This window comes from Photorhabdus viridis (assembly GCF_040256935.1).
Lineage (GTDB): Bacteria > Pseudomonadota > Gammaproteobacteria > Enterobacterales > Enterobacteriaceae > Photorhabdus > Photorhabdus viridis.
In genome coordinates, this window is the sequence record NZ_JBEJZY010000348.1 from 1 (window position 1) to 319 (window position 319).

Annotated in this window: 1 protein-coding gene; it reads right to left on the minus strand. The window is 51.7% G+C overall.

What is annotated here, in order from left to right; translation table 11 throughout:
* Positions 1-319: hypothetical protein (locus ABR397_RS23680; protein ID WP_350307831.1), on the minus strand; the 319-nt coding region annotated here is incomplete at both ends.

Genomic DNA, 319 nt, shown 5'->3' on the forward strand with positions numbered 1-319 from the left:
GGTTAATGTCAGCGCACCTTTTTTGCTGACGAGTGTTCCGCCCTGATTTTTCAGTTCACCGCCAGTGACGGTTGTTGTTCCTGTACCAGTAATGGTTCCATCACGGTTGTCTATTTCGCCGGTGGTCAGGGTGAGTGTGCCTTTACTGACAACGCCCCCACTTTTCCCGCTTTTTGCCGTGGTCAGTTTTTCTCCATGCGTGTCCAGCGTCATATCGCCGGCAGATTCTATCCGGCCACCGGTACTGTTTAACTCGCCACTGTTAAGTTGCAGGTTTTTCTTACTGGCGATGGTGCCGGCTAAGTTGTTTAGCGCTTGC